20 protein-coding genes and 1 rRNA gene (1 of these 21 running past the window's edge) are annotated in these 26,699 nt (G+C 40.5%); 18 read left to right on the top strand and 3 right to left on the bottom strand.

The window, feature by feature from the left end; translation table 11 throughout:
* The 3 genes from mreC to ACIFUW_RS12740 all read left to right on the top strand — a co-directional run bounded on the left by mreC (position 1) and on the right by ACIFUW_RS12740 (position 3,197).
* Positions 1-855 (top strand): rod shape-determining protein MreC, encoded by an 855-nt coding sequence (gene mreC / locus ACIFUW_RS12750; protein WP_002296044.1) that lies wholly within the window; start codon positions 1-3, stop codon positions 853-855.
* A 3-nt stretch (positions 856-858) separates the two neighbouring features.
* Positions 859-1,368: a rod shape-determining protein MreD gene (gene mreD / locus ACIFUW_RS12745; RefSeq protein ID WP_002287385.1), complete on the top strand. Its 510-nt coding sequence runs from the start codon at positions 859-861 to the stop codon at positions 1,366-1,368.
* Between the two features lie 254 nt (positions 1,369-1,622).
* On the top strand, positions 1,623-3,197 hold the full coding sequence (locus ACIFUW_RS12740; protein WP_002287386.1) for a C40 family peptidase: 1,575 nt from the start codon (positions 1,623-1,625) through the stop codon (positions 3,195-3,197).
* 67 nt (positions 3,198-3,264) lie between these two features.
* Here the strand turns inward: ACIFUW_RS12740 and ACIFUW_RS12735 are convergent, their stop codons facing one another.
* Complete coding sequence (locus ACIFUW_RS12735) at positions 3,265-5,064, bottom strand: M3 family oligoendopeptidase (protein WP_002287387.1); 1,800 nt, start codon at positions 5,062-5,064, stop codon at positions 3,265-3,267.
* Between the two features lie 122 nt (positions 5,065-5,186).
* Here ACIFUW_RS12735 and ACIFUW_RS12730 point away from each other — a divergent pair, with 122 nt between their 5' ends.
* Together ACIFUW_RS12730 and ACIFUW_RS12725 are read left to right on the top strand one after the other, a co-directional pair.
* Entirely contained in the window at positions 5,187-5,693 is a 507-nt protein-coding gene (locus tag ACIFUW_RS12730; RefSeq protein ID WP_002303647.1) for a VanZ family protein, read from the top strand.
* A gap of 78 nt (positions 5,694-5,771) precedes the next feature.
* The gene (locus ACIFUW_RS12725) at positions 5,772-6,494 is read left to right on the top strand and encodes a YebC/PmpR family DNA-binding transcriptional regulator (RefSeq protein WP_002287391.1); all 723 of its coding nucleotides are present in this window, start codon (positions 5,772-5,774) and stop codon (positions 6,492-6,494) included.
* A gap of 77 nt (positions 6,495-6,571) precedes the next feature.
* Here ACIFUW_RS12725 and ACIFUW_RS12720 read toward each other — a convergent pair whose 3' ends face one another.
* Both ACIFUW_RS12720 and ACIFUW_RS12715 read right to left on the bottom strand, forming a co-directional pair.
* Positions 6,572-7,972, bottom strand: a complete 1,401-nt coding sequence (locus ACIFUW_RS12720) for a L,D-transpeptidase family protein (RefSeq protein WP_002287397.1) — start codon at positions 7,970-7,972, stop codon at positions 6,572-6,574.
* A gap of 169 nt (positions 7,973-8,141) precedes the next feature.
* Positions 8,142-9,116 (bottom strand): L-lactate dehydrogenase, encoded by a 975-nt coding sequence (locus ACIFUW_RS12715; RefSeq protein WP_002287399.1) that lies wholly within the window; start codon positions 9,114-9,116, stop codon positions 8,142-8,144.
* 352 nt (positions 9,117-9,468) lie between these two features.
* Between ACIFUW_RS12715 and pth the strand changes: the two genes are divergently transcribed.
* From pth to ACIFUW_RS12650, 13 genes are all read left to right on the top strand, one after another.
* Positions 9,469-10,029, top strand: coding sequence for an aminoacyl-tRNA hydrolase (gene pth / locus ACIFUW_RS12710; protein ID WP_002287401.1), 561 nt, complete (start codon positions 9,469-9,471; stop codon positions 10,027-10,029).
* A 16-nt stretch (positions 10,030-10,045) separates the two neighbouring features.
* Entirely contained in the window at positions 10,046-13,567 is a 3,522-nt protein-coding gene (mfd, locus tag ACIFUW_RS12705) for a transcription-repair coupling factor (protein WP_125278159.1), read from the top strand.
* A 14-nt stretch (positions 13,568-13,581) separates the two neighbouring features.
* Complete coding sequence (locus ACIFUW_RS12700) at positions 13,582-15,177, top strand: putative polysaccharide biosynthesis protein (RefSeq protein WP_002287405.1); 1,596 nt, start codon at positions 13,582-13,584, stop codon at positions 15,175-15,177.
* A 10-nt stretch (positions 15,178-15,187) separates the two neighbouring features.
* Entirely contained in the window at positions 15,188-15,457 is a 270-nt protein-coding gene (locus ACIFUW_RS12695) for an RNA-binding S4 domain-containing protein (RefSeq protein ID WP_002287407.1), read from the top strand.
* A gap of 66 nt (positions 15,458-15,523) precedes the next feature.
* On the top strand, positions 15,524-15,949 hold the full coding sequence (locus ACIFUW_RS12690) for an FtsB family cell division protein (protein WP_002287409.1): 426 nt from the start codon (positions 15,524-15,526) through the stop codon (positions 15,947-15,949).
* Positions 15,950-15,994: 45 nt separating this feature from the next.
* A complete protein-coding gene (locus ACIFUW_RS12685) occupies positions 15,995-16,465 on the top strand; it encodes a S1 domain-containing RNA-binding protein (RefSeq protein WP_002287412.1) in 471 nt (156 codons plus the stop codon).
* A gap of 119 nt (positions 16,466-16,584) precedes the next feature.
* Positions 16,585-18,030: a tRNA lysidine(34) synthetase TilS gene (gene tilS / locus ACIFUW_RS12680; RefSeq protein ID WP_002287414.1), complete on the top strand. Its 1,446-nt coding sequence runs from the start codon at positions 16,585-16,587 to the stop codon at positions 18,028-18,030.
* Positions 18,030-18,575 (top strand): hypoxanthine phosphoribosyltransferase, encoded by a 546-nt coding sequence (gene hpt / locus ACIFUW_RS12675; RefSeq protein WP_002287415.1) that lies wholly within the window; start codon positions 18,030-18,032, stop codon positions 18,573-18,575. Before tilS ends, hpt begins: the two co-directional genes overlap by 1 nt.
* Positions 18,576-18,664: 89 nt before the next feature.
* The gene (gene ftsH, locus ACIFUW_RS12670) at positions 18,665-20,776 is read left to right on the top strand and encodes an ATP-dependent zinc metalloprotease FtsH (protein ID WP_002287418.1); all 2,112 of its coding nucleotides are present in this window, start codon (positions 18,665-18,667) and stop codon (positions 20,774-20,776) included.
* Positions 20,777-20,992: 216 nt separating this feature from the next.
* On the top strand, positions 20,993-21,880 hold the full coding sequence (gene hslO, locus ACIFUW_RS12665) for an Hsp33 family molecular chaperone HslO (protein ID WP_002296053.1): 888 nt from the start codon (positions 20,993-20,995) through the stop codon (positions 21,878-21,880).
* Complete coding sequence (gene dusB / locus ACIFUW_RS12660; RefSeq protein ID WP_002290055.1) at positions 21,881-22,885, top strand: tRNA dihydrouridine synthase DusB; 1,005 nt, start codon at positions 21,881-21,883, stop codon at positions 22,883-22,885. It begins immediately after the preceding gene.
* 110 nt (positions 22,886-22,995) lie between these two features.
* Entirely contained in the window at positions 22,996-24,492 is a 1,497-nt protein-coding gene (gene lysS, locus ACIFUW_RS12655; protein ID WP_002296055.1) for a lysine--tRNA ligase, read from the top strand.
* A gap of 680 nt (positions 24,493-25,172) precedes the next feature.
* Positions 25,173-26,699, top strand: a 16S ribosomal RNA gene (locus ACIFUW_RS12650) (it continues 33 nt past the right edge of the window).

The following is a 26,699-nucleotide window of genomic DNA, read 5'->3' as shown; positions in this document are numbered from 1 at the left end:
GTGAAGAAGTTCAATCCTAATAAAAATATTATTATTACCTTGGTTATTGTTATCATCGTGGTGACGATACTAAGTGTGACCGCTGCGCAGCGAGCGAATGAAGGAAAGCCCAATTTCTTCCAATCCATCGTTAATGACAGTGTTGCAATGGTTGATAAAACAATCTCTGCCCCAGTACGGTGGGTACGAAATGGAGTAGATTCTGTCCATAATCTTTTTTCAACTTATGCCGAAAATGAGCGGCTAAAAGAAAAAATCGATAGCTATGATGACGTTTCACAGCAAAACAAGAATTACGAGAGAGAAATCGAAGCGTTGAAAAAAGAACTTGAGTTGAATCAGACGCTGACTAGTTACGAAAAAGTAACGGCAAATGTCATTACTCGTTCGCCTGACAGTTGGCAGGACATGCTGATCGTAGACAAGGGTTCTAAAGACGGTATCGAAGCAAATATGGCAGTCATGTCGCAAAAAGGATTGATTGGCCGAGTGATCGAGGTCAATACGGCTTCGTCTAAAATCGAATTACTGTCATCCTCTAATGAAAGCTCCAATCATTTTCCAGTACGGGTATCTTCGGCTAATGGCGAAGCGTTTGGTTTGCTTAAAAACTATGATGAAAAGCTCCATGCCTTAGTGGTGACCCAATTAACTGGTGATACGGATATCAAAGAAGGGGATGTTGTCCAGACATCCGGTCTTGGAGGGAATTCTCCAGCTAACTTGCCGATCGGTACGGTTATTAAAACGAAACCAGATAGTTATGGGCTGGATCGGGAAGTTTATGTGAAACCTTATGCAGAAATGTATGACGTGTCAGTTGTGACGATTGTCCAACGGCTAGCGGAGGATTAGTCCATGTTGAAGAAAGAAACAATGAAGTACTATCTGCCAATCGTTTTGTTCTTTTTGATGTTGATAGATGGTCATTTAACAAGAATGCTAGGGGAGTGGTCGAAAGGCACCTATATGTCAAATGCCCACTTTCTGATATTGGCATTATTATGTTGCAGTATGGCGTTTGAAAAACGTTATTTACTGATTACCACGATTGTTCTCGGGGCTATCTATGACGCTTACTATATTGGCGTTATCGGTATCTATGCAGTAGCTCTCCCTTTAATTGTATGGTTGATGTATGTAATGAAAGACGTTATCCATGTCAACATCTTTACTGAATTTTTCAGTATGATCATCTTTGTCACGGGTTATGAATTGTTTACGATGGTGGTCCAGTTGATTTTTAAATTAGCAGTAGTAAATAACACGTATTTTATTACAAGGTTTTTAGGACCTACACTGCTGTTGAACATGATTATATTTGTATTATTCATTTTTCCCTTTAAGAAATTATTCAGTGATGAATAATTTCTTTTTTTATTTTTAGGTCGAAAGCGAAAAAGAATCGTTGTTATCTTAAGAAATGCTAGACTTAACGCGGCTTTTTCATGATCATTTTCTGAAACGAACAGTTTTGTCATTTTTAAAAGTTGTTTTGAAACATTTTTGTAACATAACTATTATATCGTTGACACACTGCTATGGTACAATTTTTATATCGTTAAGAAAGACTTAAATATATTTAGATATTTATTAAATTAAGCCAGTCGGAGGAATGAAGAGTGAAAAAGAGTTTAATATCAGCAGTAATGGTATGTTCAATGACCTTGACTGCCGTAGCATCACCGATCGCTGCCGCGGCGGACGATTTTGATTCTCAGATACAACAGCAAGATCAAAAGATTGCAGACTTGAAAAATCAACAAGCAGATGCACAATCACAAATCGATGCCTTAGAAAGCCAAGTTTCTGAAATCAACACACAAGCACAAGACCTATTAGCAAAACAAGATACATTGCGTCAAGAATCTGCACAATTAGTAAAAGACATTGCAGATTTACAAGAACGTATTGAAAAACGTGAAGATACAATCCAAAAACAAGCACGCGAAGCACAAGTAAGCAACACAAGCTCAAACTACATCGATGCTGTATTGAATGCTGATTCATTAGCAGATGCTATTGGACGCGTTCAAGCAATGACAACGATGGTAAAAGCAAACAACGACTTGATGGAACAACAAAAACAAGATAAAAAAGCTGTAGAAGACAAAAAAGCTGAAAACGATGCTAAACTAAAAGAATTAGCTGAAAACCAAGCTGCTTTGGAATCTCAAAAAGGCGATCTTTTATCTAAACAAGCTGATTTGAACGTACTGAAAACTTCATTAGCTGCTGAACAAGCAACTGCTGAAGACAAGAAAGCTGACTTGAACCGTCAAAAAGCAGAAGCTGAAGCAGAGCAAGCTCGTATTCGTGAACAACAACGTCTAGCAGAACAAGCTCGTCAACAAGCTGCACAAGAAAAAGCTGAAAAAGAAGCACGCGAACAAGCAGAGGCTGAAGCACAAGCTACTCAAGCTTCATCTACTGCACAAAGCTCAGCAACAGAAGAATCATCAGCTACACAATCTTCAATGACTGAAGAATCATCATCAGCTACACAATCTTCAGCAACAGAAGAATCAACAACACCTGAATCTTCAACAGAAGAATCAACAGCGCCTGAATCTTCAGCAACAGAAGAATCAACAACAGCGCCTGAATCTTCAGCAACAGAAGAATCAACAACAGTGCCTGAATCTTCAGCAACAGAAGAATCAACAACAGTGCCTGAATCTTCAACAACAGAAGAATCAACAACACCTGCGCCTACAACACCATCAACAGATCAAAGTGTTGATACAGGAAACGGCACAGGAAGTAGTACTCCGGCTCCAACGCCAACACCAACACCTGAACAACCAAAACCTGTAACACCTGCTCCAGCTCCTTCTGGAAGTGTGAATGGTGCAGCAATCGTAGCAGAAGCTTACAAATATATTGGTACTCCATATGTTTGGGGCGGTAAAGATCCAAGTGGCTTTGACTGCTCAGGGTTCACACGCTATGTTTACATGCAAGTAACTGGTCGTGACATCGGTGGTTGGACAGTTCCTCAAGAATCAGCTGGAACAAAAATTTCAGTTTCTCAAGCAAAAGCTGGAGACTTGTTATTCTGGGGGTCACAAGGCGGAACTTACCACGTAGCGATTGCTTTAGGCGGAGGACAATATATCCATGCTCCTCAACCAGGCGAAAGCGTAAAAGTTGGTTCAGTTCAATGGTTTGCCCCTGACTTTGCTGTCAGCATGTAAGAATGATTAATCAAAAAGAGTTAGCCCATTCTGGACTAACTCTTTTTTTATTGTGATAAAATAGAAATCAGATAAATTCTTCTGTCAATTCCATGAACGTTTGGATATCTTCAGTCACCATGTCGATACCTGCTTGCCAAAAATCTGGTTGGGTAAGATCGACATTCAAATGTTTCTTCGCAAGATCTTCCGTCGTCATTGAGGCAGTATCGCGTAGTAAATGGATATATTCTTCTTCAAAATTTGCTCCCTTTTGGTTGGCGTAAGCATAGATGCCCAAACTAAAGAGGTAGCCAAATGTGTATGGGAAGTTATAAAACGGTACGTCATCAATAAAGAAATGCAATTTTGCAGCCCAGAAATATGGATGGTAAGTAGCTAAAGCTCCTTGATAGCCTTCTTTTTGCGCCTCAACCATCATCTCTGTGATCTTATCTTCTGAGACTAATCCTTCTTGCCGTGCTTCATAGAATCGATTTTCAAAAATGAATCGGGAATGGATATTCATGAACATAGCTAAAGCATTTTGCAGTTTTGTATCTAGCAAATTGATTTTTTCTTCTTTTGTTTTTGCGACTTTTAATGTAGCATCGGCTACGATCAGTTCTGCGAATGTACTTGCTGTTTCTGCGACATTCATGGCATATTCGCGATTTAAAGAAGGTAAATCCCACATCGTGCTGCTATGGAAAGCATGTCCTAGTTCATGAGCAAGTGTCGCAACCTCATTAACAGAATTACTGTAGGTCATAAAGATCCTTGATTCTTTTGTTTCTGGTAACTCAGTACAATAACCACCAGGACGTTTCCCAGGACGATCTTCTGCTTCGATCCAGCTCTTTTCAAAAGCAGATTGGGCAAATTTAGCCATTTTTGGACTGAATTTGTTAAAGTTTTCGATAATAAATGCTGCTGCTTCGTCAAAACTAAAGGTTTTTTCTTTCAAATCGCCTAAAATAATAGGTGCATCTTGATCTTGCCATTCCATTTTTTCTTTACCGAAAAGATTAGCTTTTCTAGTCAAGTAATTAACAAGGGGTTGTTTGTTTTTCTGGATTGTATCCCACATGACAGACAATGTTTCTTTCTTCAACCGATTGTACTCTAATGGTTTTTGTAGAAAATCTGTGACACCATGAAGTTCATAGTCAGAAAGTCTAAAACCATCTAAATGATTCAAAGTATCCGTGAAGAGGGGTGCCTTTTCTTTCCAGGCTTCTTCCCATGCTGCGAAAAGTGTTTCTCTGACTTTTGGATCTGGATCGCCCATCATCTTATTGAAGGCTTGTCCAGCAGATAATTCGACTACTTGTCCATCTTGTTCGAAGGGAATCGAAATGCTGGCTACAATCGTATCATAATGACTGCTCCAAGCATTTAGACCATCTAAAGAAAGCGTATTTATAATGTTTTCTTCAGCTTCTGATAATAATTGTGAGCCATCACGACGAATCTCGTTTAAACGAAAAGCAATTGTTTCAAACGAAGATTGAGAAAGCATCTGATTCCAATCATTGTCAGATATTTCTGCAAATTTCTTTGACAATACAGTTTCGGCTGATTGCAGACGAGGCAGCATTGCGTAAAGCTTGCCTGATAAGACCTTTGCATCTGAATCATTGACATTGGCAGAAAGCAATGCAGTAATATAGCTGCTGCATTGGGTAAAACCATTCGTAATCGTTTCTTGCAATTGAAGAATAGCGTTTAACTGCTCTGCATTGTCAGAACTAGGTGACCATTTTGTTACGCGGTGATAATACTCGTTCATTTGGTCTTCCAATTGCTTCATCCGTTGGTTCAAAGCATCAGAATGACTGCCTCCGGAAAAAATAGAATCTAGATTCCAATTTAATGAATAACTCATGAAAAAACTCCCTTCATATTGTAATACAAAATTAAGTATAGCACTTTTTTATGGAAGAAGTCTCTATGAAAATGATTGTTGTTTCTTCAAAAAAAGTCTAAGATAAAATACAGAGGTGACTTATGAATTCTTCAAAAAAACAAATGAAAAACGGAAATATTTATTTAGTAATCGCACTGATAGTCGTTATAATCTTATTTTACAGTTCTTCTCAAACTTACGGACAGCAATCACAAGTTTCGCGATTAGAAAGCTGGCTGCCTAATCAGCCATTTAAAGACACATTAGCGGGTATACGTTTTAATTATGGTGGAAGTATGGTGAGTATCAACCATCTGGGCTACGCCAAATTTTTAGAGTTCTTTTTAAGGAAGGGCGCACATTTCGGTACCTATTTTATTTTGGGAGGCAGCTTGTTTTTAGGTGTTTTCCCCAAGCTAAAAATTTGGTGGCTGACAGCGATCCTTGCTTGGCTTTCAGCAACAGGGTACGCAGGTTTGGACGAATTCCATCAGATGATGACCGGTGGACGAACACCTATGTTCCAAGATGTCATGTTGGATTCGATCGGTGCTCTGACTGCTGTGATATTATGTGTGCTTTTTGCGGCATTCAAGAAGCGTTTATAGATTGGCTGTGGCTTTGTTTTTTTGTGAAATAGTACTAGAATAGAAGTGTATTCTCAAAAGAACAAGGGAGGAAAAATCATGTCAGGACATAGTAAATGGCATAATATCCAAGGAAGAAAAAATGCCCAAGATGCAAAACGAGGGAAAGTCTTTCAGAAACTTTCTCGTGAAATTTATATGGCAGCTAAAGCAGGCGGTCCTGATCCATCTATGAATCCAGCTTTGCGGCTTGTTGTGGACAAAGCAAAAGCTGCAAATATGCCTAACGACAATGTGGAACGGGCGATTAAAAAGGCTACGAGTGCCGTAGATGAAACGAATTACGATGAAATCACGTATGAAGGATATGGTCCGGGTGGAGTAGGAATCTTAGTCCATGCATTGACAGATAACCGTAATCGGACAGCGACAAATGTCCGAGTAGCTTTTACTCGAAACGGTGGATCACTGGGAGAAACGGGTTCAGTCAGTTACTTGTTTGACCGCAAAGGATATATCGCTATTGAACGCGATGGGTTGACTGTTGATGAAGAGACGATGTTTGAGGATGTATTAGAGGCGGGGGCAGAAGATCTGCAAACTTCTCCTGAAGTATTCGAGATTTATACTGCACCAGAAGATTTTGCTGCTGTACGAGATGAGTTGGAAAAAGAGTTCACTTTGGCGCAAGCAGAATTGACGATGATTCCACAAACGACGATTGATTTAAATGAGGAACAAAAAGAGCAATTGGAACGTCTAGTAGATAAGCTAGAAGACGATGATGATGTTTCAGAAGTCTTTACTGCTGCTGAAATGTAAGTAGCACATTGTTAGATAATAAAAAGAAAGCACCTGTACCAATCGTACGGGTGCTTTCTTTTTATATATTATTTTTGTTAGAAGACCAATACAGGCGTTCCTTTTTCGACCATCCCGAATAATTCCTTCATTACACTTGGTGGGGTGTTGATGCAGCCGTGTGAACCGCGGGTTTTCCATAAGTCTCCACCGTATTCAGGTTGCCAGTCTGAATCGTGGATACCAACACCTGTCCAGTCAATCGGCATCCAGTAGTTTACCGGACTCTCGTAAGGTGTTCCATCGTCATTTGTTCCTTTTAAAGTTGCATCTTCTTCTTTATTCCAAACATAGAAGACTCCAGCAGGTGTAGGTGTAGTTGGCTTTCCGGAAACGATATCTGTTTCAAGGGCCACTTTTCCGTCTTTGTAATACCACATATGCTGGTTCTCCAGATCAACTTCGATATACGTATCTTCGATCAATGGATGATCAGCGGTTGTGCCACCTTGCACAATGGGTGAACGAGTAAAATCTTGGCCTGCCAGAATCGCTTTTTTCAATGCTTCTGTCTCACTGTCTGTTTGGATCGTCCAACTGTAAGTGCCAACTGGGACCGTAACTTCTCCTCTTTTTGTACTTTTAAATTTTGTGTCATTCGTACTTGTGTTATACTTTGTGCCTAAATCTGTTACATATTGACGTACTTGTTCTGTATCTAAATCGACTTTTCCATCATTGTAGGTCAGCCAACTCATAATATCACTTGATGGGATCTGGAAAGTCTCACCGTTTATACTGTAAGTAGCTTTTACATTTGCGATAGCATTCATGGATGCGAGTTGTTCTTTCAGTGAGCTGTCTTCAGATGTTACTTTTGGTTTTTCTTTGAATTCAGTCAATTCAATTGTATCTTTACCAGAGTTTACCGCACTTTTTAATTGTTTGACCGCAGCATCGACGTCGATCGTATTTCCATTGACTTCAGGCTTGATAACGAAAGAGTCACCTGCTTTTTCGATCGTTGCATCAGTAGTAGGTGTCCGGTCTTTGTTCAAATCAGTCAGCTTAGTTGTCAATGTCTGAACGGTAGTGTCTAGTTTTTGGTGGTTTTGACTGACAGGATCTATTTCTTGTTTTTCTGCCGCTGAGACATAAGTCATTCCCCAAGTCCATCCGTTTTGTTCATTTAGGATCGGAGAAAGCTCCGAAGTGAAATCATCTTTGTAGCCGAGCTCGGATTTTGGTACTTCCTGCCAGACTTTTCCATCTTCTTTAATAGCCAGTTTTTTATCAGAATAAGCTTCTTTTAATTTTTCATTTGCTTTTTCGACTGTTAGATTGCTGACATTTATTCCATTTATTTCTGTATTCGGCAAAAAATGCTTTGTGTAGTATGTACTGCGATAGGTATAAAAGCTGATCAGCACTAAGAGAACACCAAGAACTGAAAGCAAAGCAACATGTTTCGATTTTTTTCGATGCGAAGATCTTGTCATATCGACAACTCCTTAAGTAAAAGTTTAGGGTGGAACGGTCTCATGATAGCATAATTTAGAGGAAAAGACGAAGGTTATCTCTACTTTATGAAAAAATTTAGAAACCATAAGGGTGATAAAATAAAAAAACGGAAAACACCGAATAGATGTTTTCCGTCATGTTCAAAGATTATTCAGCGTCTAGTTTAGCAAAAGCTTCATCTAGAATTTCTTTTAATTGCTTAGCAGAAGCAGCCATACGGTCTTGCTCGCTGTCACTTAAAGGAATTTCGATTACTTTTTGGATACCTTGACGGTTGATAACAGCAGGTGCACCAATGTAGATGTCGTTCAATCCATATTCGCCATTCATGAATACTGATAAAGGAAGAACAGCATTTTCATCATCTAAGATGGCACGAGTGATACGTGCTAATGCTACTGCGATACCATAGAAAGTAGCGCCTTTTTTCTCGATAATTGTGTAAGCAGCGTCACGTACGCCAAAGAATAGGTTAACCATAGCTTCTTCATCGATTTCTGGGTTGTTTTTTACCCATTCATAGATTTGCAAGCCGGCAACATTTGCATGTGACCAAACTGGGAATTCTGAATCTCCGTGTTCACCTAAGATGTAAGCATGGACGTTACGTGCATCAACGTCAACTAATTCCGCAAGTGCTTGACGGAAACGAGCTGAGTCAAGAGAGGTACCTGAACCGATTACGCGTTCTTTAGGGAAACCTGAGAATTTCCAAGTTGAGTAAGTCAAAATATCTACTGGGTTAGCGGCAACTAAAAAGATACCGTTAAATCCTGATTCAACGATTTGTGTGACAACATCGCGGTTGATTTTTAGGTTTTTGTTTACTAAGTCTAAACGAGTTTCACCTGGTTTTTGTGGTGCGCCAGCTGTAATAACAACTAAGTCAGCATCATGTGCGTCTGCGTAAGTAGCAGAATAGATTTTTTTAGGTGAAGTAAATGCCAAAGCGTGAGACAAGTCAATTGCGTCTCCTTCAGTTTTAGCAGTATTGATATCCACAATACCTACTTCTTGAGCGATATTTTGAGTAACTAGAGCAAAGGCATAGCTAGAACCTACGGCGCCGTCTCCAACAAGAATAACTTTTTGATGATCTTTTTTTTCTGCAGCTGCAGTCATTTAGTATCAATCCTTCCATTGATTTGTTTTTTCCCATGCTTATGCTAACATTTCTCAAGCCCCATGTCACGCTATTTGGCTATAAAATATAACAGATAACAAGGTTGTATTATATGTAAAAGCTTACATGTGCGTTATTTCACTATTTTTATATATCAATTATTTCATTAAACTTTGAAGAAATTTTTAATTTCTTTATCATTTATTAACGATTCTCTTTTAGCCGAAACGCCTTGTTTTGTGTTATACTATGCATTGACAAGTGTAAAAAAGAAAAAAGCTCGATGGACTGGACCGCTAATTAGCAGTCCAGCCTTTTGTGCTGCTTTTTAGAATTAGGTGGAAAACAAAAATGAAAATGATCGTCGGGTTAGGAAACCCAGGTACCAAATACCAATATACAAAACACAATATCGGCTTTATGGTCGTGGATAAAATTGCACGCGAGCATCAAGCTACTTTCAAAAAAAATCCGTTCGAAGCAGAAGTTGCCGAATTTTTTCATAATGGAGAAAAGATCCTTTTAGTCAAACCACAAACATTCATGAATGAATCTGGTCGTGCAGTCGGCCCACTAATGACTTATTTTGGGATTTATCCAGAGGAATTAGTCGTAATCTACGATGATTTGGATCTGGCAGTGGGAAAAATCCGGCTCCGTCAAAAGGGAAGTGCCGGCGGGCATAACGGTATCAAAAGTATTATTTCCCATTTGAATACGAATGTCTTTGATCGAATCAAGGTGGGAATCGGCAGGCCAGAAGGGAAAAAAACAGTAGTCCAGCATGTGCTTAGTCCTTTCAGCAAAGAAAATCAGCCTTTGATAGAAGAAAGCATGTGTCAATCTGTTAAAGCAGTCGAATATCTCATAGAAGGGCATTCGTTCGTGGATGCGATGAATCGATTCAATTGAGGAAGGAGGAAAAGGAATGGATATTATTCAATTAGTCGGAAAAGATCCGCAAGTAAAAGAATGGGTCAGCAATTTAGAAGAAAAAATGCCTAGACAACTAATCACAGGATTAGCGGGCTCAGCGAAAACACTTCTATTTGCTCGAGCGTTTAAGAAAACAAATAAAAACATGATTATTCTGATGCCAAATTTGTATTATGCGAATCAGTTAGCAGAAGATCTGCAACATGTGATTCCGCAAGATCAGATCCATTTATTTCCAGTGGATGAAGTGCTTTCTGCTGAAATGGCCTTTTCTTCTCCAGAAGCGCGAGGCGAGAGAGTTGCAACGCTTAACGCACTTCAAGAAAAAAAAGCAGGTATCTATTTGTTGCCAGTCGCATCTTTGCACAAACGACTGCCGAATAAGAAAACTTGGCTACAGGCGCAATTGAATTGGCATATTGGTGATGAGATAGACGTGGAAAATCTTCCTCGCCAATTGACTTTGATGGGCTATGTACGAGAAGAGATGGTCGCAAAACCGGGAGAATTCAGTATTCGAGGAAGCATTATCGATATTTACCCGTTAACGACAACCTATCCTGTTCGTGTAGAACTATTTGATGTAGAGATAGATTCTATGCGGTATTTTGAAGCAGAAACACAACGCTCAATCGAAAAAACGGAAGAAATCTGGGTTTCCCCAACGAGTGAACAAGTCTACGGACCAGAGGATCTAGAACATGGAATAGAGCAAATGCAAAAAATGCTAGAAAAACGGCTTGCTGCGACCACAGAAGAAGCAGACCGCGAGTTTTTGCAAGATTACTTCGGTCAGCTGACTTCAAGCTGGCAAGCAGGTGTCCCGACAGAAGAAGCAAAATTCTACTCAGATCTTCTTTACCAAGAATCTGTGACGATCTTGGATTATTTCCCTTCAAATAGTTTACTAGTCGTTGATGATTATCAGCGAATCATGGAAACAAATCGGGAAATCGAAAGGGAAGCGGCAGAATGGCAGACTCAAAAAATCAGCGAATTGCGGGTGTTTTCTGAGCAGACATTTTCAGCAGATATACAAAAAATCGTGCAGAAGGAAAAGTTCACCACAACCTTTTTCTCACTCTTCCAAAAAGGGATGGGAAATCTTCGTTTCCAAGCAATCCATAATTTTCAATATCGGACGATGCAACAGTTCTTCGGACAAATGCCATTGCTGAAAACAGAAATGGACCGTTGGCGCAAGCAAAAACAGACTGTTGTGATCTTTATTCCGACAAAGGACAGAATACGCAAAGCAGAACAAATGCTTCGAGATGAAGACATATTAGTAGTAGAAACAGAAAAAAATGCATTGATCAGAGGACAGGTACAATTAGTTGAAGGAGCTTTGCAGGCTGGTTTTGAACTTCCTCAAGAAAAAATAGTAGCTATCACAGAAAAAGAAATTTTCCAAAAAACGACGAAAAAACAAACGAGACGTCAAACAGTAACAAACGCAGAGCGATTGAAAAGCTATAATGAGTTAAAAGCAGGAGATTACGTTGTCCATGCCAATCATGGTATCGGGAAATACATTGGGATGGAAACGCTAGAAGTAGATGGCGTTCACCAAGACTATATGACTATTTTGTATCAAAACGACGACAAACTGTTTATTCCTGTTACTCAACTGAATCTGATCCAAAAATATGTCGCCTCTGAAGCCAAAGCGCCTCGCATCAATAAGCTAGGCGGAAGTGAATGGACGAAAACCAAGCGAAAAGTCTCTTCAAAAATCGAGGATATCGCTGACGATCTAATCAAATTATATGCCGCAAGAGAGTCAGAAAAAGGATATGCTTTTGGACCTGATGACGCCTACCAAAAAGAATTCGAAAATGCCTTCCCCTACTCTGAAACTGATGACCAGTTGAGAAGTGCAGCGGAGATCAAACGGGATATGGAAAAAGAAAAACCAATGGATCGACTACTCGTAGGTGATGTTGGTTATGGGAAAACAGAAGTAGCGCTTCGAGCGGCCTTTAAAGCGATAAAGGAAAGCAAACAAGTAGCCTTTTTAGTTCCAACAACGATCTTGGCACAGCAGCACTATGAAACGATGCTGGAAAGATTTGAAGGTTTCCCCGTAAATATCGGGCTATTAAGTCGTTTCAGAACAAGAAAGCAACAAAAAGAAACCATCGAACAACTGCGTACAGGTCAAGTTGATATTGTTGTAGGAACCCACCGAATTTTGTCAAAAGATATTGAATTTAGCGATTTGGGTCTACTGATCATTGACGAAGAACAACGTTTTGGTGTAAAACATAAGGAACGATTGAAACAGTTACGTGCACAAGTGGATGTTTTGACTCTGACTGCAACACCGATTCCGAGAACTTTGCATATGTCGATGTTAGGCGTGCGGGATCTTTCAGTAATCGAAACACCGCCTGCGAATCGTTATCCGATCCAAACGTATGTTATGGAAAAAAATCCTGGGGCTATTCGCGAAGCAATCCATCGAGAAATGGGACGAGGTGGACAAGTATTCTATTTATATAATCGGGTAGAAACGATCGAACAAAAAGTAGAAGAAATCCAAGAACTCGTTCCGGAAGCACGGATCGGTTATGCTCATGGGCAAATGACAGAGGCGCAATTAGAAAATACGCTTTTTGAATTTATTGAAGGTCAATATGATGTTCTTGTCACTACAACCATCATTGAAACAGGAGTAGATATCCCGAACGCAAATACGTTGTTCGTTGAGAACGCTGATTATATGGGATTATCCACGTTATACCAATTGCGAGGGCGGGTAGGAAGAAGCAGCCGTGTCGCATATGCTTACTTTATGTATGAGCAGCAGAAGATCCTTAACGAAGTCAGTGAAAAACGTCTTCAGGCAATCAAAGATTTTACAGAACTGGGATCTGGATTCAAGATTGCGATGCGGGATCTTTCCATTCGCGGTGCAGGTAATCTCTTAGGTGCTCAGCAGCATGGATTTATTGATGCAGTCGGTTTCGATATGTATTCTCAAATGCTAAGCGAAGCTGTTTCTCGTAAACAAGGAAAGAATAGTCAAGTGGAGAAGACCACTGTTGAGATCGACCTCGGTGTCGATGCGTATCTACCTGAAACATACGTGTCAGATCAACGGCAGAAAATCGAGATCTATAAACGAATTCGTGAACTTGATTCGCAAGAAATGCTAGATGAACTAGAAGATGATCTGCTCGACCGTTTTGGAGAATATCCAGAAGAAGTAGCACATCTCTTGACAATTGGGCAGATCAAAATGGATGGCGATCGAGCGCTCCTAGAAACGATAAGGAAACAGGAGGCGCATATAGTCTTTACTCTAAGTAAAGTTGGAACAAAACGCTATAGTGTGGAACAGTTATTCGAAGCACTGACAGCGACAAAACTAAAAGCCAGTCTAGGCGTTGAAAAAGAACAGATGGTGATACGCTTGACGATCCCCAACCAAATGGAAGAAGCAGTATGGCTTCAGGAAATCCAAAAGTTTGTCAAAGCGTTGCGTGAGCAAAAATATCTGTCAGCGTAGGAAGGAGCAATGATTTGGATCATAAAGAAATGCGGCGCGTCATGCAAGGAGCATTTGTATTGACGATTGCTTCTTTCATAGCAAAAGTATTAAGTGCCCTTTACCGAATTCCCCTCCAAAACTTAGTCGGCGACGAAGGTTTTTATGTTTATCAGCAAGTTTATCCAATTTATGGGATAGCAATGACTTTAGCTTTATCCGGTCTTCCGCAGTTCATATCAAAGTACGTTGCAGAAAGAAAGAATCCTTTCGAGCGAAAGCAAGCTTTGCAAAATCTTTATCCCTTAGTATTTTGGACAGGTGTCTTTTTGTGGTTGTTTGTCTTTGCATTTAGCAGCTGGATTGCTTGGATGATGGGAGACATACAATTGAAACCGCTGATCCAAGTAGTTTCCTTTACCTTTTTGCTGATGCCTGGTCTATCTTTTTATCGAGGGAATTTCCAAGGAAGATTCTTGATGGAACCAACTGCTGTTTCTCAAGTAGTTGAGCAGTTCGTTCGTGTTTTTGTGATTGTCTGTAGTGCGTTTGCTTTTAGAAAGCTTGGATGGACGGTGTACCAAACAGGGACGGCAGCAATGAGTGGAGCTGTTTTTGGCGGTTTATGCGCATATGGGATCCTTCACTACTATGAACAAAAGATTCATGGAGGAGCGTTAAGCTTCCGACGGTTTCCATTGTTCAAACAGCCGTCAAAGCCCTTGATCCGGCGTTTTCTGGTAGAAGGCGGACTGGTTTCGATTTATAGTGGATTGCTTATCTTTTTCCAGCTGATCGACTCTTTCTTTGTAAAAAATGCTTTGGAAGTTTACGGACTGTCAGAATACGGTGCGAAGATAGCAAAAGGGGTCTATGATCGAGGTCAGCCTTTAGTACAATTAGGTTTAGTGATTGCCACTGCATTAAGTGCGACATTCCTGCCTGCGTTGACTCGTCATTTGACCAACCGGATCTATCGTCAGTTTTTACAGACAGCCAAAATCTATCTTAGATTGACGACCGCTTTAGCATTAGCTGCGTCTTTGGGATTAGCCTTGCTGCTCCCTTATATCAATTATGCGTTGTTTAAAGATTATGCGGGAAATGCAGCGCTTGTATTATTTGTTTTTTCCATTGCTTTCACTGCAGTCATCCAAGCTTATCAAAGTATTGCTCAAAGCAAGAACTCGTTTCGCCCTTCTTTAAAAGGCGCAGGATGGGGACTATTGGTAAAAGGATTGACTACTTCTTTTCTGACCGGTTTATTAGGAACAGCAGGTGCAAGCCTGTCTACCCTTTTAGGATTAGGTGTGACGCTTTGGTATTTTGTTCGAATTGAAACAAAAGAGCTAAATGCTTTTTGGAAAGAACGGCATTTTGGACGGAAGTTGATGTTCAGCCTTCTTTGTATGACAGTAGTACTGCTGCTGTATTATGGTGTATTGAATATAGTATTTGGTCCTGTAACTCATCGTTCCACTGCTTTTTTTGTCAGCGTGATAGGAGTTGGGATCGGGGCTTCTGTGTTCATTTATGCAGTGATTCGTCTTCGTCTGTTTACAGTACGAGAATGGCTAATGTTGCCTTTTGGTAAGAAAATCCTGCGATTAAATAAAAAAATTAAAAAGTGAGGAATAAGATATGCGATTAGATAAATTTTTAAAAATTTCCCGAATCATCAAAAGACGATCAGTAGCAAAAGAAGTAGCTGATAAAGGAAGAATTCAAATCAACGGTAAATTGGCGAAATCTTCCAGTGATGTCAAAGTAGGCGATATTTTGAAAGTCCAGTTTGGCAACAAAACGTTGGAAGTGAAAATTACGGAATTACATGAATCAACCAAAAAAGAAGATGCACAAAAAATGTACGAAATTATTTCTGAAAATCGCACAGAAACACTAGAGAAATAGATTAGACAAGCTTTCACGATATTGGTATAATGAAAAAGACAATCAAAAAGATTGGAGCGAATCCAAGTGACGAAAAAAAGCAATAAAATCGCTGCGCTAGATACGGAATATGCAAAGAAAAAGTATGCTGAATTTCAGCAACAACAACGTCAACTGATTTTTCGAAGACGCAGACTGGCTGCAATTTTTGTTGGTGCTTTGGTCATTTTCGCGATAATAGGTGTGCAGATTTTCCATGACATGCAAAGGATGCATCAATTGAACGAATTGAGAGTCGAAGCAAATACTGAAATGAAAGAAGTCAACGCAGACGTTGATCAGCTGCACCAAGATGTTTCATTGCTGAAAGATGATGAGTATGTAGCTAAACTTGCCAGAAGCAAATTCTTTTACTCAAAAGACGGTGAAAAAGTTTATCCTATATTAGAATCAAATACAGACAGCTCGACAAATGAAACAGATCAATCAACTAGTTCTACAACTGCAAAATAAGCAGGAATATAAAAAAGGGAAATAATTAGGAGGAACATTTTTTTTATGTCAATCGAGGTAGGAGCAAAACTGCAAGGAAAAGTATCAGGAATCACAAATTTTGGTGCGTTTATTGATCTAGGTGCTGGAAAAACGGGTCTAGTTCATATTAGCGAAGTGTCAAATGGCTATGTAAAAGACATCCATGATGTTTTAAGTGTAGGAGATGAAGTAACAGTTAAAGTTATTTCAGTAAATGATGATGGAAAAATCGGACTATCTATCCGGAAAGCGCAGGAACAACCTGCTGAATCTGGAGAAGAAAGCCGTCCTAAAAAATATCAACAAAAAGATCCCCGTGACAACCGAAATCGTCCAGCACAGAAAAAATCTTTTTCTCGCAGTCAACCTTCAGCTCAAAAAGAAGACTTCGATTCATTGATGAGTTCATTTTTGAAAGATAGCGATGACCGCTTATCTTCATTGAAGCGAAACACAGAAGGAAAGCGCGGTGGCCGTGGCGGACGTCGCAGCTAAAAAGCCGCAAATAATGATAGTGCGACTATTTGGGTCATAGTATCAACAGAGGGCAGGTTAATTGTCGTTTTAGACGTTTTCCCGCTCTCTTTTTTTTAGGAAGAAAGGGTGTGGAAAGGATGAACGTTGAAAAAGGCGGGAAAAAAGCACCGCTATTACAGCAGTCATTTATTCGGCACGGGAATGAACAAGGATTCTGGCAACAAGGATCGAGAATTTTAGCAGCGGTATCAGGTGGTGTTGATTCGATGGTTTTGCTCCATTTACTTTTACAAGTGCAACGCCAAATCGGTTTTTCTTTAGGTATCGTCCACATCAATCACCAATTAAGAGAAGAATCAGCAGAAGAAGCTGCCTATCTTCGCTCATATTGTGAAGAGAAGAATCTCCCTTTATATGTAAGTATTTGGGAAGATCCAGCCAAATCCGCCATAGAAACAGAAGCTCGTAACTTTCGTTATCAAGAATTCACTCGCGTGATGGAAGAAGGACAATATGACACGTTGATGACTGCTCATCACGGAGATGATCAAATCGAGACGGTGTTAATGAAAATCGTTCGTGGGGGACAGTTAAATACTTTTTCTGGAATCAAAGAAGTACAACCATTTGCTACGGGCAGACTGATTCGTCCGTTGCTGAGTTTTAGCAAAGAAGACCTATATACTTATGCAGCGGAATCGCAGCTTGTTTACTTTGAGGATCAGACAAACCAATTGTTAGATATCCAGAGAAATCGGCTTCGTCATTTGGTAGTTCCTCAATTGAAACAAGAAAATACACAGGCGTTGAGACATTTCCAGCAATTTTCGCAACAGATCCAATGGGCAGACCAAGTCATTCAAAAATATATGGGACAGTTGATCGAAAAGGAAGTCGAACAGTGGGAGGAACAATTTCGATTTTCTGCAGAAATGATTGAAGAAATGACAGATGCTGAACGATACTATTTTTTTTACTCCTTTTTCGACAAAGCATTCTCAAAAACAGGAATTATTTTGAAAGAACAACAAATGGAGTCGATTTTAGACCAGTGGCAACAGAAAAAAAGCCAATGGCAACTCAGTATTGGCAATAATTGGATACTGAAAAGAGAGTATCATTTTGTTGTACTCTCTAAAAAAGAAAAACAAGCAACTAGCCAGACAGAAGACCAGCGCTTGTTGCTGATTCCAGAACAAGGAATATATTTGAATGAAACAGAATGGATTGGTCTGGTCAAACCTGAAAATGCAGGGGACATCAAAGCAACAGATTCATGGTCTCTATTTTCTCATGACATTTGGATTCCTGCTGATGTGCAACTGTATGTCGAAAAAAGAAAAGCAGGAGACCGCATTAAATTAACAGAGAATCTCACAAAAAAAGTATCTAGATATTTTATCGATCAGAAAGTACCTAATTCACAAAGGCAGCATGCTTGGATCATTACAGATGCCAAAAGAAATATATATAGCTTGATACCTTTTGCCTTTTCATATTTGAGTATTCGTGAAGAAACTGATAAAATACACTACATACTTCTTTACAAATATCAAAAAGAAGCAATTGGAAGGAGAACCTGATGTTGGAAAAGGATATTGAGAGAATTTTGATCTCACAAGAAGAGATACAAGTTCGTTGCAAAGAACTAGGCAAAGAGTTAACAGAAATTTACCAAAACACCAATCCCCTAGTAGTAGGTGTCTTAAAAGGAGCGGTACCATTCATGGCAGATATCGTTCGTTCTATCGATACGTATTTGGAATTGGATTTCATGGATGTTTCAAGCTACGGGAATGCAACAGTCTCGTCAGGGGAAGTAAAAATCGTCAAAGACTTAGATACGAATGTAGAAGGTCGCGATCTGTTGATCGTTGAAGATATCATTGACAGCGGAAGAACACTTGCTTATTTAGTGGATCTTTTCAAATACCGCAAAGCAAAATCAGTCAAAATTGTTACACTACTTGACAAACCTGAAGGAAGAGTAGTAAATATCGAAGCAGATTATGTTGGCTTCAACGTACCAAATGAATTTGTGGTCGGTTATGGCTTGGATTATGCAGAAGCATATCGTAACCTTCCGTACATCGGTGTATTGAAACCTAGTGTTTATCAATCAAATTAATGCTGTATCTCAATTAAATTATGGTACAATAGAATGGTCAGGATTGATAAAAAACTGTTAAATTAAATTGACGCTTAGGGAGGGCAACTATGAACAAAAAGAACAACGGCATGATGAAAAATGCCTTGTATTATGTCCTCGTAATCTTAGCGATGGTAATGGTCGTTTATTTCATTTTTGGTAATAACGGCCAGCGATCGTCAGATATCGAGTACTCAAAATTCACAGAACAACTACAAGCAGGCAAGATCAAAGAATTTGAAGTGCAGCCTGCAAATGGTGTATATAAGATCACTGGTGAATACAAAGAACAGCAGACCGTCGCTAACAGCGGTGGGTTAGCTATCTTAGGTTCAACAGATACGACTACTACCCATTTCACAACAATCATTTTGCCAAATGATACAACATTGAGCCAAGTAACAGAACTGGCAAAAGAAAACAAAGTTGCTACAACAGTAAAAGAAGAATCAAGCAGCGGTATATGGGTTTCCCTATTGCTTAGCTTCTTGCCAATCGTAATCATCATCTTTTTCTTTTACATGATGATGGGACAACAAGGCGGCGGCGGTGGCGGTGGCGGCCGTGTCATGAACTTTGGTAAATCAAAAGCCAAAGAAGCAGACAAAAAAGCTAATCGCGTACGTTTTTCTGATGTAGCGGGTGCGGAAGAAGAAAAACAAGAACTAGTTGAAGTTGTTGAATTTCTGAAAGATCCTCGCCGATTTGTTGAATTAGGTGCCCGTATCCCGGCAGGTGTACTTTTAGAAGGACCTCCAGGAACAGGTAAAACCTTATTAGCAAAAGCTGTTGCCGGAGAAGCTGGAGTACCGTTTTACTCGATCTCGGGTTCTGATTTCGTAGAAATGTTTGTCGGTGTTGGAGCAAGTCGTGTTCGTGATTTGTTTGAAACAGCGAAGAAAAACGCACCAGCTATCATTTTCATTGATGAAATTGATGCGGTAGGTCGTCAACGTGGTGCCGGTATGGGCGGCGGACATGATGAACGCGAACAAACATTGAACCAATTGCTTGTAGAAATGGATGGCTTCGACGGAAATGAAGGAGTAATCGTCATTGCTGCAACCAACCGTTCTGATGTACTAGACCCAGCGTTACTACGTCCAGGCCGTTTTGACCGCCAGATTTTAGTTGGACGTCCAGATGTAAAAGGTCGTGAAGCAATCTTGCGAGTCCATGCACGGAATAAACCGATGGCAGATGACGTTGACTTGAAAGTTGTGGCTCAACAGACACCAGGTTTTGCCGGAGCAGATTTAGAAAATGTCTTGAATGAAGCAGCGTTAGTAGCTGCTAGAAGAAATAAAAAGAAAATCGATGCTTCTGATATCGATGAAGCGGAAGATCGCGTGATTGCAGGTCCAGCTAAAAAAGATCGCGTAATCAGCAAAAAAGAACGCGAAATGGTTGCTTATCACGAAGCTGGTCATACGATTGTCGGATTAGTATTGAGTCGCGCTCGGGTCGTCCACAAAGTAACGATCATCCCTCGCGGACGCGCCGGCGGATATATGATCGCTTTACCAAAAGAAGATCAGTTCTTGATGACGAAAGAAGATATGTTTGAACAAATCGTAGGCTTACTTGGTGGACGTACAGCTGAAGAAATCATCTTCAATGTCCAATCAACTGGTGCTTCCAATGACTTTGAGCAAGCGACAGCTCTAGCACGAAGCATGGTAACAGAATATGGAATGAGTGATCGTTTAGGTCCTGTTCAATATGAAGGAAACCATCAAGTGTTTGTTGGCCGCGACTATGGTCAAACAAAAGCTTACTCGGAACAAGTCGCTTTCGAGATTGATCAAGAAGTACGAAAAATCTTGATGGAAGCTCATGATAAAGCTCGAGAAATCATCGAAGCTCATCGTGCACAGCATAAACTGATTGCTGAAAAACTTTTGGAATTCGAAACATTGGATGCCAAAGCAATCAAGTCATTGTTTGAACACGGTGTGATGCCTGAAGGTACTGAGTCAAATGATTATCCAAGCGAAAAAGAAGCGAAAACTTTTGAAGAAGCAAAACGTGCTTTGGAAGAAAAAGACGCTGAAAAACAAGCGGAAGAAAAACGTGATTTTGAAGAAGCAAAACATGAACTGAATGAGGAAAATAAAGCAGAACATGATTCAGATTCTCAACAATCAGAAGATAATCATTCAGACGATCAATACAAATAAAAAAATATAGGTCAATTGATCTGATATGACTCCCGAAAACCGGAACAAAAACCGGTTTTCGGGAGATTTCTTTATTTAAGTTGTAAATAGGGTGATGTCCTGTTTTCTAGATGATTCTGAATTATTTTTAAAAGAAGCATTCCAAAGTTGAAAAAAGCAGTAGTTGCTAGTATGATTCACTATGAGTTTAAAAACGGAAAAAGGAGTACATAACAAATGAAAGATTATTTGGTTAAGGCACTTGCTCACGACGGATTCGTCCGAGCATACGCCGTTCAAGCAACAAATACCGTAGCGGAGGCACAAAGACGTCATGATACTTGGCACACCTCCTCAGCTGCTTTGGGACGGACATTGGTCGGTAGTCTGCTACTTGGTGCGACGCTCAAAGGAGAAGACAAACTAACTGTTCGAATCCAAGGCGATGGTCCAGCAACAGGAATTGTAGTAGATGCAAATGGAAAGGGAGATGTGAAAGGTTACATCAAAAATCCGCATCTCAGTCTTCCTCTAAATAGTGAAGGTAAAATCGATGTGCGGGGAGCAGTTGGAACACAAGGAATGTTTACTGTCACAAAAGACTTAGGATTAAAAGAACCTTTTTCTGGGCAAACGCCGATTGTTTCTGGAGAAATCGCTGAAGATTTTACTTACTATCTTGCTATCTCAGAACAAATCCCTTCAGCTGTTGGACTGAGTGTATTGGTCAATACTGACGACAGCATCAAGACGGCGGGAGGATTCATGATCCAAATCATGCCAGGTGCCGATGAAGAAACAATCAGCAAGATCGAAGAACAATTAAAAACGACACCAAGAATCTCTACCCTCTTAGATGAAGGACAGACACCAGAAGAAATATTGAAAGGATTGCTTGGTACAGAAGAATTGAACATTTTGGAAAAAATGCCTGTTCAATTCAAATGTGACTGTTCAAAAGAAAAATTTGCAGAAGCAATTATCGCGTTAGGTGCAGAAGAAATCCAAGCAATGATAGACGAAGATCACGGTGCAGAAGCGGTTTGTTCTTTCTGTAATAACAAATACAAGTATAGCGAAGAAGAATTAGATGGATTGAAGAAAGAAGCCTTAGGAGGGATTTAAGTGGAACACACATGGAAAATTGGCAATGTGGAAATCCCTAATCGTGTCGTTGTTGCACCGATGGCTGGAATAACAAATTCAGCATTTCGAGTCACTGTCAAAGAATTTGGTGCGGGCTTAGTCGTATGTGAAATGATCAGTGACCAAGGTATTCATTTCAGAAACAAAAAAACTTTAGAGATGCTCCACATTGAAGAAACAGAACATCCATTAAGTTTACAGATATTTGGCGGAAATAAAGATAGTCTAGTTGAAGCTGCTCAATTTGTCGAAGAAAACACAGCTGCCGATATAATAGATATCAATATGGGCTGTCCAGTAAATAAAGTAATCAAAGCAGAAGCAGGAGCAAAATGGCTTTTAGATCCTGAGAAAGTATACGAAATGGTCCAAGCTGTTTCTTCAGCAGTAAATATCCCAGTAACAATCAAGATGCGTATTGGTTGGGATGAAGAGCACGTCTTTGCTGTAGAAAATGCATTAGCAGCACAATCAGCTGGAGCAAGTGCCATCGCTATGCATGGACGTACACGGGTTCAGATGTATGAAGGAAAAGCGGACTGGGAAGTATTGAAAGAAGTGAAAAAACATTTGACGATTCCATTTATGGGGAACGGGGATGTCAAAACGCCAGAAGATGCAAAATGGATGCTTGACTATGTCGGTGCAGACGGTGTGATGATTGGTCGTGCAGCGCTGGGCAATCCATGGATGATTCACCGCACACAGCATTATCTCGAAACAGGGGAACTGATTCCTGAACCAACACCAGCCGAAAAAATTGCTACAGCTAAACTTCATTTACAACGCTTAGCAGATCTCAAAGGAGAAAAAGTAGCTTGTAGAGAATTCAGAACACATGCGGCTTATTATTTAAAAGGGATTCCTCGAGCAGCGAAAGTGAAAGTAGCAATCAATCAGACAGAAAAACAGCAAGAAATCAATGACCTGCTGGATCAATTTGTAGAAAAAGCGGAAAAAGTACTATTGAAACAAACGTTGTGATTTCTAAGTTTTTCGTGAATTTTCAAGCCGAAATTCCAAGTTCGGCTTGCTTTTTTTGTGTTTCATTGGCATTATAGGAAAGAGATTAACATGAGAATGGAGGAACTTTTGTGACACAGGAACAACAACATCAAGTAGAAGATTTAAATGATCAAATGCTTGTACGTCGTCAAAAAATGGAACAATTGCGTGAAGATGGAATCGATCCATTTGGAAAACGATTTGAACGCACGCACAACTCAGAAGAATTGCATGAACTATTTGATCCAAGAACAAAAGAAGAACTAGCAGAAATGGGATTGACCGCTAGTGTAGCTGGTCGTATGATGACTCGCCGAGGAAAAGGGAAAGCTGGATTTGCGCATCTACAAGATCGTGAAGGCCAAATTCAAATTTATGTAAGAAAAGACCAAGTAGGTGATGAGGCCTATGAAGTATTCAAACATGCAGACCTTGGAGATTTCTTTGGTGTAACTGGACAAATCATGAAAACAGACACAGGCGAAGTTTCTATCAAAGCTTCAGAAATCACGATTTTGTCAAAAGCACTTCGTCCACTGCCAGATAAATACCATGGCTTAACGAATATTGAACAACGCTACAGACAACGCTACTTGGATTTAATCAGTAATCGCGAAAGCTTTGACCGATTTATGAAACGAAGCCAAATTATCAGCGAAATCCGTCGCTATTTAGATGGCAATGGCTATATTGAAGTAGAAACACCAGTATTGCACAATGAGGCAGGTGGAGCTGCCGCACGCCCATTTATCACGCATCATAATGCACTGGACATTGATTTATATTTGCGTATTGCGCTAGAACTTCATTTAAAACGACTAATTGTTGGCGGAATGGAAAAAGTTTATGAAATCGGCCGCGTTTTCCGTAATGAAGGAATTGATACTACACATAATCCAGAATTTACGATGTTAGAAGCATACACAGCATATACTGATTTCAATGATGTAATGAATCTGACAGAAGGTATTATCCGTAACGCAGCTGAAAAAGTACTAGGAACAGCAAAAATCACATATGATGGACAAGCTGTCGACTTAGAAAGTGACTTTAAACGCATCCATATGGTAGATGCAATCAAAGAACAAACTGGTGTAGACTTCTGGCAAGAAATGACATTGGAAGAAGCATTAGCTTTAGCCGAAAAACACAATGTAGAAGTAACCGAAGCTATGGGTGTCGGACATGTTATCAATGAATTCTTTGAAACATTTGTTGAAGAAACATTGACACAACCGACGTTTGTATACGGACATCCAGTCGAAGTTTCGCCTTTAGCGAAGAAAAATCCAGAAGATCCTCGATTCACAGATCGATTCGAACTATTCATAGTGGGGCGCGAATTTGCTAATGCCTTTACAGAACTGAACGATCCAATTGATCAAAGAGAAAGATTCGAAGCGCAAGAAAAAGAACGTGAACTAGGAAATGACGAAGCTCACGGTGTAGACGAAGACTTCTTGGAAGCCTTAGAATACGGTATGCCGCCAACTGGTGGTCTAGGCATCGGGATCGACAGATTAGTAATGTTGCTAACTGATGCACAATCAATTCGGGATGTTTTGCTATTCCCAACAATGAGATAATCGAATAAAAGCTGTCTAAGGAATTCCTTAGGCAGCTTTTGCTGTGTAGAAAGGAATAAATAATAACGAAAGTTCAAAAGCTAATGCCGACTATTCTAGACATTAAAGAAGACGAAAACGAACGATAAAGAAAGAAAAGTTATGAATAATCGTTTATTGAAAAAAACTTGAAAAAATACAAAAAATTCGTTGACCAAGCTAAATTTAGTTGGTATATTATTACTTGTCCAAAAGACAGAAGAAAATATTTATTCAAAAACATAACAAAAAAGTTATTGACATGTTACTAACGACATGATAAGATAACTGAGTCGTTAAAAAAGAACCACTTGCGAAGCTTGATTCTATCGAAAAAAACTTCAAAAAAGTTCTTGACAAATAACAAACGATAAGTTATGGTAAATGAGTTGCCGAAAGATTTCGAAAAACGAAATCGAAAAAAACTTTTAAAAAAGAGTTGACAATCGCTTGTCTCTCTGATATGATATAAAAGTTGCTACGGCAGCCAAAAATGAATCGGGAAACACTCTCGATGAAGTAGACCTTTGAAAACTGAACAAAGTAAGACAAACCAAATGTGTAGGGCGTCTTGATTCAATTCAAGACAACAAACATTTTTAACAAGCAAGCAATATGCTAGCAAACAAATTGAGCTTAACAATCGCAAGATTGTTCGAACTTTTTATGAGAGTTTGATCCTGGCTCAGGACGAACGCTGGCGGCGTGCCTAATACATGCAAGTCGAACGCTTCTTTTTCCACCGGAGCTTGCTCCACCGGAAAAAGAGGAGTGGCGAACGGGTGAGTAACACGTGGGTAACCTGCCCATCAGAAGGGGATAACACTTGGAAACAGGTGCTAATACCGTATAACAATCAAAACCGCATGGTTTTGATTTGAAAGGCGCTTTCGGGTGTCGCTGATGGATGGACCCGCGGTGCATTAGCTAGTTGGTGAGGTAACGGCTCACCAAGGCCACGATGCATAGCCGACCTGAGAGGGTGATCGGCCACATTGGGACTGAGACACGGCCCAAACTCCTACGGGAGGCAGCAGTAGGGAATCTTCGGCAATGGACGAAAGTCTGACCGAGCAACGCCGCGTGAGTGAAGAAGGTTTTCGGATCGTAAAACTCTGTTGTTAGAGAAGAACAAGGATGAGAGTAACTGTTCATCCCTTGACGGTATCTAACCAGAAAGCCACGGCTAACTACGTGCCAGCAGCCGCGGTAATACGTAGGTGGCAAGCGTTGTCCGGATTTATTGGGCGTAAAGCGAGCGCAGGCGGTTTCTTAAGTCTGATGTGAAAGCCCCCGGCTCAACCGGGGAGGGTCATTGGAAACTGGGAGACTTGAGTGCAGAAGAGGAGAGTGGAATTCCATGTGTAGCGGTGAAATGCGTAGATATATGGAGGAACACCAGTGGCGAAGGCGGCTCTCTGGTCTGTAACTGACGCTGAGGCTCGAAAGCGTGGGGAGCAAACAGGATTAGATACCCTGGTAGTCCACGCCGTAAACGATGAGTGCTAAGTGTTGGAGGGTTTCCGCCCTTCAGTGCTGCAGCTAACGCATTAAGCACTCCGCCTGGGGAGTACGACCGCAAGGTTGAAACTCAAAGGAATTGACGGGGGCCCGCACAAGCGGTGGAGCATGTGGTTTAATTCGAAGCAACGCGAAGAACCTTACCAGGTCTTGACATCCTTTGACCACTCTAGAGATAGAGCTTCCCCTTCGGGGGCAAAGTGACAGGTGGTGCATGGTTGTCGTCAGCTCGTGTCGTGAGATGTTGGGTTAAGTCCCGCAACGAGCGCAACCCTTATTGTTAGTTGCCATCATTCAGTTGGGCACTCTAGCAAGACTGCCGGTGACAAACCGGAGGAAGGTGGGGATGACGTCAAATCATCATGCCCCTTATGACCTGGGCTACACACGTGCTACAATGGGAAGTACAACGAGTTGCGAAGTCGCGAGGCTAAGCTAATCTCTTAAAGCTTCTCTCAGTTCGGATTGCAGGCTGCAACTCGCCTGCATGAAGCCGGAATCGCTAGTAATCGCGGATCAGCACGCCGCGGTGAATACGTTCCCGGGCCTTGTACACACCGCCCGTCACACCACGAGAGTTTGTAACACCCGAAGTCGGTGAGGTAACCTTTTGGAGCCAGCCGCCTAAGGTGGGATAGATGATTGGGGTGAAGTCGTAACAAGGTAGC

This window comes from Enterococcus sp. PLH-Efm8 (assembly GCF_053011625.1).
This window is presented reverse-complemented; position numbering and strand designations above follow the sequence as displayed.

Coding starts and splice junctions, on each gene's coding strand:
- mreD (WP_002287385.1), top strand. CDS start 859: ATGTTGAAGAAAGAAACAATGAAGTACTATCTGCCAATCGTTTTGTTC.
- ACIFUW_RS12735 (WP_002287387.1), bottom strand. CDS start 5,064: ATGAGTTATTCATTAAATTGGAATCTAGATTCTATTTTTTCCGGAGGC.
- ACIFUW_RS12730 (WP_002303647.1), top strand. CDS start 5,187: ATGAATTCTTCAAAAAAACAAATGAAAAACGGAAATATTTATTTAGTA.
- ACIFUW_RS12725 (WP_002287391.1), top strand. CDS start 5,772: ATGTCAGGACATAGTAAATGGCATAATATCCAAGGAAGAAAAAATGCC.
- ACIFUW_RS12720 (WP_002287397.1), bottom strand. CDS start 7,972: ATGACAAGATCTTCGCATCGAAAAAAATCGAAACATGTTGCTTTGCTT.
- ACIFUW_RS12715 (WP_002287399.1), bottom strand. CDS start 9,116: ATGACTGCAGCTGCAGAAAAAAAAGATCATCAAAAAGTTATTCTTGTT.
- pth (WP_002287401.1), top strand. CDS start 9,469: ATGAAAATGATCGTCGGGTTAGGAAACCCAGGTACCAAATACCAATAT.
- mfd (WP_125278159.1), top strand. CDS start 10,046: ATGGATATTATTCAATTAGTCGGAAAAGATCCGCAAGTAAAAGAATGG.
- ACIFUW_RS12695 (WP_002287407.1), top strand. CDS start 15,188: ATGCGATTAGATAAATTTTTAAAAATTTCCCGAATCATCAAAAGACGA.
- ACIFUW_RS12685 (WP_002287412.1), top strand. CDS start 15,995: ATGTCAATCGAGGTAGGAGCAAAACTGCAAGGAAAAGTATCAGGAATC.
- tilS (WP_002287414.1), top strand. CDS start 16,585: ATGAACGTTGAAAAAGGCGGGAAAAAAGCACCGCTATTACAGCAGTCA.
- hpt (WP_002287415.1), top strand. CDS start 18,030: ATGTTGGAAAAGGATATTGAGAGAATTTTGATCTCACAAGAAGAGATA.
- ftsH (WP_002287418.1), top strand. CDS start 18,665: ATGAACAAAAAGAACAACGGCATGATGAAAAATGCCTTGTATTATGTC.
- hslO (WP_002296053.1), top strand. CDS start 20,993: ATGAAAGATTATTTGGTTAAGGCACTTGCTCACGACGGATTCGTCCGA.